The organism is Enterococcus sp. DIV1208 (assembly GCF_050530455.1).
Taxonomy (GTDB): Bacteria; Bacillota; Bacilli; order Lactobacillales; family Enterococcaceae; genus Enterococcus_B; species Enterococcus_B hirae.
On sequence record NZ_CP172887.1, the window covers coordinates 2,753,585 to 2,760,000 of the forward strand.

Sequence of the window (6,416 nt, forward strand, 5' to 3'; positions counted from 1 at the left end):
CTTTGGACTCGCACTATAGTTATACTTTCTATCGCATAGTAACAAACTCTTCTGCACCAGTTGGATGGATAGCGACCGTATCATCAAAATCTGCTTTTGTCGCGCCCATTTTAATTGCAACAGCAAAGCCTTGTAACATTTCATCGACACCAATACCAATTGCATGTAAGCCAATGATTTTTTCTTCTTCTCCTACGCAAATCAATTTCATCTCACATTTTTGTCGATAGTCATTCAATGCAAAATACATAGGTGTAAATCGTGAACGATAAACTTTGATCTGATCACTTCCATAGGTAGCCAATGCTTCATCTTCTGTTACACCGATCGTTGCAATCGGTGGATGGGTAAATACAACTGTTGGTACTAAGTGATAGTCTAGATAAGAATTTTCTTTCCCATTGAATAGCCGTTCAGATAAACGTCGACCTGCAGCAATTGCCACTGGTGTCAAATCAATTTTACCGATCACATCTCCCACCGCAAAAATATGTGGATCTGTGGTATTTTGATATTTATCAACTTTTATAAAACCACGTTCATCTAATTTTACTTGGGTATTTTCTAATCCTAATTGATCGGTATTAGGCACTCGACCACCTGCGAACAATACACAATCACCAGAGAGTCGTTCACCATTTTCAAATACAACTGTATACTCATTGTCGTTTTTGATGATTTCTTTAGCTATATGTCCAGCGTAAGTTTTGATCCCAGCTTCTTGATACATCTCAACTAAGTTATCAGATAGCATTTTATCAAAAGTTCGTAATGGACGTTCTTTTCGATACGCCCACATTACCTCACTACCTAGCCCGTGTAAAACACCAGAAAGTTCTGCGGCAATATAACCTGCTCCTAAAACAATTGTCCGTTTTGGCAATTCTGTCATCTCAAAGAAGCCATTTGAATCAATTGCATATTCGCCACCAGGGATCGTCATTTTGCTAGGCTTACCACCAGTTGCAATCAGAATTTTTGTTGCTTGATAGGTTTCCCCATTTACTTCCACGGTTTGACTGTCTATAAAGGTAGCATATCCTTTAATTGCATCCACTTGATTACTATCCAAGCCACGTTGATACGCACCATGTAAAAAGTCAATATATTTCTCACGCTTTTCAACTAACTCTCTAAAATCTACTTTTTTTACATCTGCTTGGATCCCATAACTTGAAGCATCTCGTTCCATTGTTTCTAGGATCGTGCTGGCTTGCCACATTACCTTTTTGGGTACACAACCAACATTCACACAAGTCCCACCAAGTTCATTTCCTTCAATTAATAAAACTTTTGCACCGTGCATTCCGGCACGATTCGCAGAGGCGATCCCTCCAGAACCACCACCGATAACTATATAATCATACGTTTTCATGCTATGCCTCCTAATTTAAGAAGATGCTTGCTTTTCTTCTTACTTTGGATAAATTTTCAAGAAAAATTTCTTCTCTACTGTTTTTATCCTTACAAAAAATAAGTTTAACACGTTTAAACAGATAATATAACTTTGATGCTTTATTTTTATTGGATTGATTAGCGTATGCTTTTATTTTCTTTTCCGAATCATATCTCCTGGTTTTACAGGTTGTGTCACTGGCATAGTTAAAATCATCATCGGATTTGGTGCCCGGTCAATGGATTCATCTTCTTCATTGTACATTACCTCAACCGTTTGGCTAAAATGAGTGAATCCTGGACCATAAAATTCGATCTCATCTCCCACAGAAAATAGATTTCGTTGACGGATCGTTGCAATTTTGGTTTTTTCATCATAAGACATTACTTCACCTACAAATTTATAAACAGGGATCTTACGACGTTCCCCAAATAATTGTTCATTTTCTGTTGGTGTATTGTAATAAAATCCTGTAGCAAGTTCCCGTTGTGCCACTTTCCATAACTCATCAATCCACTCTTGCTTGCAGACATAATTTTCAGGGTCTTCCATATAACTGTCGACCGCAGCTTTATAAACATTAGAAACTGTAGAGACATAGTGGATTGATTTCATTCTTCCTTCAATCTTAAAGCTATCTACCCCATTTTCAATCAATTCCGGGATATGCTCGATCATCGACATATCTACTGCACTCATTGAAAATTCTTCTTCTATTTCGCCGTTTTCTGTCAGATGATTTCTTTCTTGGCCAAAAGGCATATCAAATAATCCATATTTCCAACGACAAGATTGTGAACAGCCCCCACGATTAGCATCACGCATTGACATGTGATTAGATAAGGTACAACGGCCAGAATAAGAAATACACATCGCACCATGGATAAAGGCTTCAATTTCCACATCCGTATTTTTACGAATCTCAGCCACTTCTTCCATAGAAACTTCACGAGCTAAAACGACACGCTCTAATCCTTCTTCTTTCCAAAATTCAAGAGTTTCAAAGTTAGTGGCAGATGCTTGTGTCGATAAATGGATCGGTAAGCCCGGTGCTTCTGTCGCACATATTTCAATCAGCGCTGGATCTGAAACAATTACGGCAGAAATTCCGACATCACGTAATTGACGGAAAAATTCTCCAGCACCTTCTTCATTTCCTTCATGTGTCACCATATTTGCAGCAACATATACTTTTGCGTTATGTGCTTTTGCAAAAGCTACGCCTTCAGCCATCTCTTCATAGGTAAAGTTACCTGCGCGACTTCTTAGTCCATAAGCATTTCCGCCAATATAGACTGCATCTGCGCCATAATGAATCGCTGTCTTTAATTTTTCAAGTGTCCCAGCTGGAGCTAAGACTTCGGGTCGTTTCAATTTTCTTTTTGTTGTCATTTTTTCTCGTCATACTCCTTACTTGATGGCTTCAGGATCAATATAGAAGAAGCCAGTATCTAATTCACGATTTTGAGGATGTAATTCACTTATCTTTTTGCTTAATATTTCAGCACTTTCCTCATTCCAAGTACCTGCAAGGATTTGTTCTTTCGCTTCCACAAATGCTTTGGTAATTTTTACAAAATTTTCTCCTGGGGTAAATAAACCATCAAGTTTCCATGTACGGAACTGATGTTGATACAATAACCCTAATTCTTTTGACAGGTTGATGTCATTGCTGGCAAAAATATGGGTCCCATGAGTGTCTTCATAGATGGAATAATGTGTGTCGTCTTTCTTAGGTTCTGAAATAAACAATCCCCGATCACGATCTACTCGCTCTTCTTGTTTGGTAAAATGATAATAATTTTGCAATAAAGGACGTTTTGATTGATGAATGCAAGTAGCACCATACACTAGAATTTCTACCGGAACATTTAGTTTTTCTTCCATGGCTTTCATTTCTTCAAAAGGAACTTCTCTAGCTAAAACAGCTCCAACAGCTCCTCTTTTCGCCCAAAAATTGATTTGTCTAGCACTAGTAACTAACGTTTCTGCATCAAAAATGTAGGGAATACGCCATTCTGGATGTTTCTTCATGGTATATATGATACCTGTATCACCTACTATCAGTTGATCTACCCCAATTTCTTTCAGGAATTGTAGATATTCAGGTACTTTTTTCATTTTTTCAGGATGAATAATCCCATTCATCGCAATATTTACTTTTTTACCATATGTGTGCGCCAATTCAACTAATTGACGTTGTTCTTCTCTTGTAAACGACGCAGGTAATCGCAAACCAAATAGTTCCTCGCCAAAATACAAAGTATCTGTTCCTGCTTCAAGTAATTCTTTTGCTTGTTCAAAAGTTTCTACCGTAGTTATGATTTCGATCATCATTTCCTCCTCCTACAACTCCATAATAGTAGCATAGCTTAAAAAAGTTGCCAACACTTCTTACATTTATTGGTGGATTTTTGAATTTAAATTCACAAGAAAAAAAGTAAAAAAAATAAAAAAGTGAGAGCCTTTTGCCCATAACCTTCAATCGTTATGTGGAACAAAATTCTCTCACTTCTTTTTTAACTCCTATGATTCAACTACATACTTTTTTGGAAGACGTACATTCAAAGTGATTTTTCCTTTGGAGGCTCCCACTGTCACTTGATCGCCTAAATGGATTTCTCCACCTAATAATGCTTCACTTAAACGATCTTCTATTTCTTTTTGCAACGCTCTTCGTATTGGACGAGCGCCATATTCAGGATCAAAACCAGCTTTTCCGATCACATCTATTGCTGCCGGAGTGATCTTCACTTGGATATCCTGTTCTTTCAAACGTTTGACGATTGCTCGACTCATAATTTGAACAATGGAATGGATTTCATCCTTGCTTAATGAATGGAAGACAACTGTTTCATCTATCCGGTTCAAGAACTCTGGACGGAATGTTTTCTTTAATTCTTCTAAAATACGCTTTTGCATGGCTTTATGATCTTTGGTAATGTCTTGGACATTGAAGCCAACGTTTTTTTCTTCTCGAATTTGGGTTGCACCAATATTGGAAGTCATAATCATAATCGTATTTCTAAAATCAACTTTCCGACCTTTAGAGTCTGTTAAATGGCCATCGTCTAGTACTTGTAATAACAGATTAAATACATCTGGATGGGCTTTTTCTACTTCATCTAATAAGATGACAGAGTAGGGCTTTTGTCGAATTTTTTCTGTTAATTGTCCACCTTCATCATACCCAACATAGCCCGGAGGTGACCCAATCAACCGACTCGTGCTGTATTTTTCCATAAATTCAGACATATCAACCCGAATCAAGGAATTCTCGTCCCCAAACATCACTTCCGATAAAGCTTTGGCAAGTTCCGTTTTACCAACTCCTGTAGGTCCTAAGAACATAAAGGAGCCAATTGGTCGATTTGGATCTTTTAACCCACTACGAGCCCGACGAATTGCTCTTGATACTGCTTTGACTGCTTCATCTTGTCCAACAACACGTTCATGTAAAAGTGCTTCTAATTCCAATAAACGCTGACTTTCTTTCTTTTCCAGTTGTTGTAATGGAACACCTGTCCATTCAGAAACGACTGTGGCTACATCTTCTTCAGTCACACGATCAGCATAACCATTTTCCTGCTTTTCTTCTAGTATCAATAGTTTTACTAATTTTTTGTGTAATGCTTTTTCTTGTCTTCGCAATTGTGCTGCTATTTCAAAGTCTTGTTTTTGGATTGCTCGTTCTTTTTCTTTGACTAATTGTTCGATTTCCAACTTAATTACTGTAGATTCCGAAAGATCATCTGTTTTATCTAAGCGTACCTTAGCAGCTGACTCATCAATCAAATCGATTGCTTTGTCAGGTAATTGACGAGAAGTGATATAGCGTACAGAAAGATGAACCGCAGCTCTTATCGCATCATCAGTGATTTCTACACCATGATGCTCTTCATATCTTGAACGAAGACCACGTAAAATCTCTTCTGCTTCTTCAGGTGTCGGTTCATCTACTTGAATTCGAGCAAAGCGTCGTTCAAGGGCAGAATCTTTTTCAATGTACTTTTGATATTCATCTAACGTTGTAGCACCAATCGTCTGTAATTCTCCACGAGCTAAAGCAGGTTTCAAAATATTAGATGCATCAATTGCCCCTTCTGCACCACCGGCACCAATCAAGGTATGCAACTCATCAATAAATAAAATGACTTGACCGTCGTTATAGATTTCGTCAATCACCTTTTTCATACGGTCTTCAAATTCTCCACGGTATTTTGTTCCCGCTACTAAAGACCCCATGTCTAACATCATCAAGCGTTTTTCTTGCATCTCTTCAGGAACTTCACCCATCACGATTTTTTGGGCTAAACCTTCAGCAATCGCTGTCTTACCAACACCAGGTTCCCCTACTAATACAGGATTGTTTTTAGTTCGGCGACTAAGTATTTGAATCAAGCGTTTTACTTCTCTTGAACGCCCAACAACTGGGTCAAGTTTTCCGTCTCTCGCTAACTTCGTCAAATCTCTTGCTAAAGAATCTAACGTTGGAGTACCTTTTACCATTTGACGCTTTTCTTGTGGGTTTTTACGACGGATACTATTATTACGGCTATCATTTTTTATGCCCATTTTTTGTTTCAAAGATTGTCGGACTTTCGTTAAACTGATTCCCAAATTGATCATCATCCGAGTAGCCATGATACTTTCATCTCTTAGCATACTCAACAAGATATGTTCCGTTCCCACTTTTTGAGCACCCATTTTTCTTACTTCACTATTTGCCAATGCAAAAATTTGTTTCATGCGTGGCGAATAAGGTAAAAAGGTTCCTTGAGGATATGAAGTCATTGTACCGTAGCCAATCAAATGCTCAATCTCTTCGTAGATGTCTGTTTCAGTTAATCCAACTTCACGTAGTACTTTCCCAGCAATTCCATTCGGTTCAATAACCAATGACAACAAAATATGCTCAGAACTAACAGACTGATGCTTAAACTTTTTTGCTTCATCTTGTGCAATTTCTAATACTAATTGTGCTCTTTGCGTAAAAAGTTCTTCCATTCATCTTCACTTC

The 6,416-nt window shown here is 37.9% G+C and carries 5 protein-coding genes (1 of these 5 cut by a window edge); all 5 read right to left on the reverse strand.

Translation table 11 applies throughout. The features are described 5' to 3' along the window. Positions 1-28: 28 nt before the first annotated feature. Complete coding sequence (gene gor / locus IGK91_RS12760; protein ID WP_010737208.1) at positions 29-1,375, reverse strand: glutathione-disulfide reductase; 1,347 nt, start codon at positions 1,373-1,375, stop codon at positions 29-31. 171 nt (positions 1,376-1,546) lie between these two features. Next, a complete protein-coding gene (locus IGK91_RS12765; RefSeq protein ID WP_010720714.1) occupies positions 1,547-2,788 on the reverse strand; it encodes a peptidase U32 family protein in 1,242 nt (413 codons plus the stop codon). An 18-nt stretch (positions 2,789-2,806) separates the two neighbouring features. Further along, positions 2,807-3,730, reverse strand: coding sequence for a peptidase U32 family protein (locus tag IGK91_RS12770; RefSeq protein WP_104325190.1), 924 nt, complete (start codon positions 3,728-3,730; stop codon positions 2,807-2,809). A gap of 192 nt (positions 3,731-3,922) precedes the next feature. Then, positions 3,923-6,403 (reverse strand): ATP-dependent Clp protease ATP-binding subunit, encoded by a 2,481-nt coding sequence (locus tag IGK91_RS12775; protein WP_010737206.1) that lies wholly within the window; start codon positions 6,401-6,403, stop codon positions 3,923-3,925. Between the two features lie 6 nt (positions 6,404-6,409). Further along, positions 6,410-6,416, reverse strand: the end of a protein-coding gene (locus IGK91_RS12780; protein WP_010737205.1) for a CtsR family transcriptional regulator. The gene runs 464 nt beyond the window's last position; 7 of the gene's 471 nt are visible here — the last part of the coding sequence; its start codon lies off the right edge, out of view; the stop codon is at positions 6,410-6,412.

Excerpts from the sequence above, each read along its gene's own strand:
- gor (WP_010737208.1), bottom strand. The coding sequence starts at position 1,375 with ATGAAAACGTATGATTATATAGTTATCGGTGGTGGTTCTGGAGGGATC.
- IGK91_RS12765 (WP_010720714.1), bottom strand. The coding sequence starts at position 2,788 with ATGACAACAAAAAGAAAATTGAAACGACCCGAAGTCTTAGCTCCAGCT.
- IGK91_RS12770 (WP_104325190.1), bottom strand. The coding sequence starts at position 3,730 with ATGATCGAAATCATAACTACGGTAGAAACTTTTGAACAAGCAAAAGAA.
- IGK91_RS12775 (WP_010737206.1), bottom strand. The coding sequence starts at position 6,403 with ATGGAAGAACTTTTTACGCAAAGAGCACAATTAGTATTAGAAATTGCA.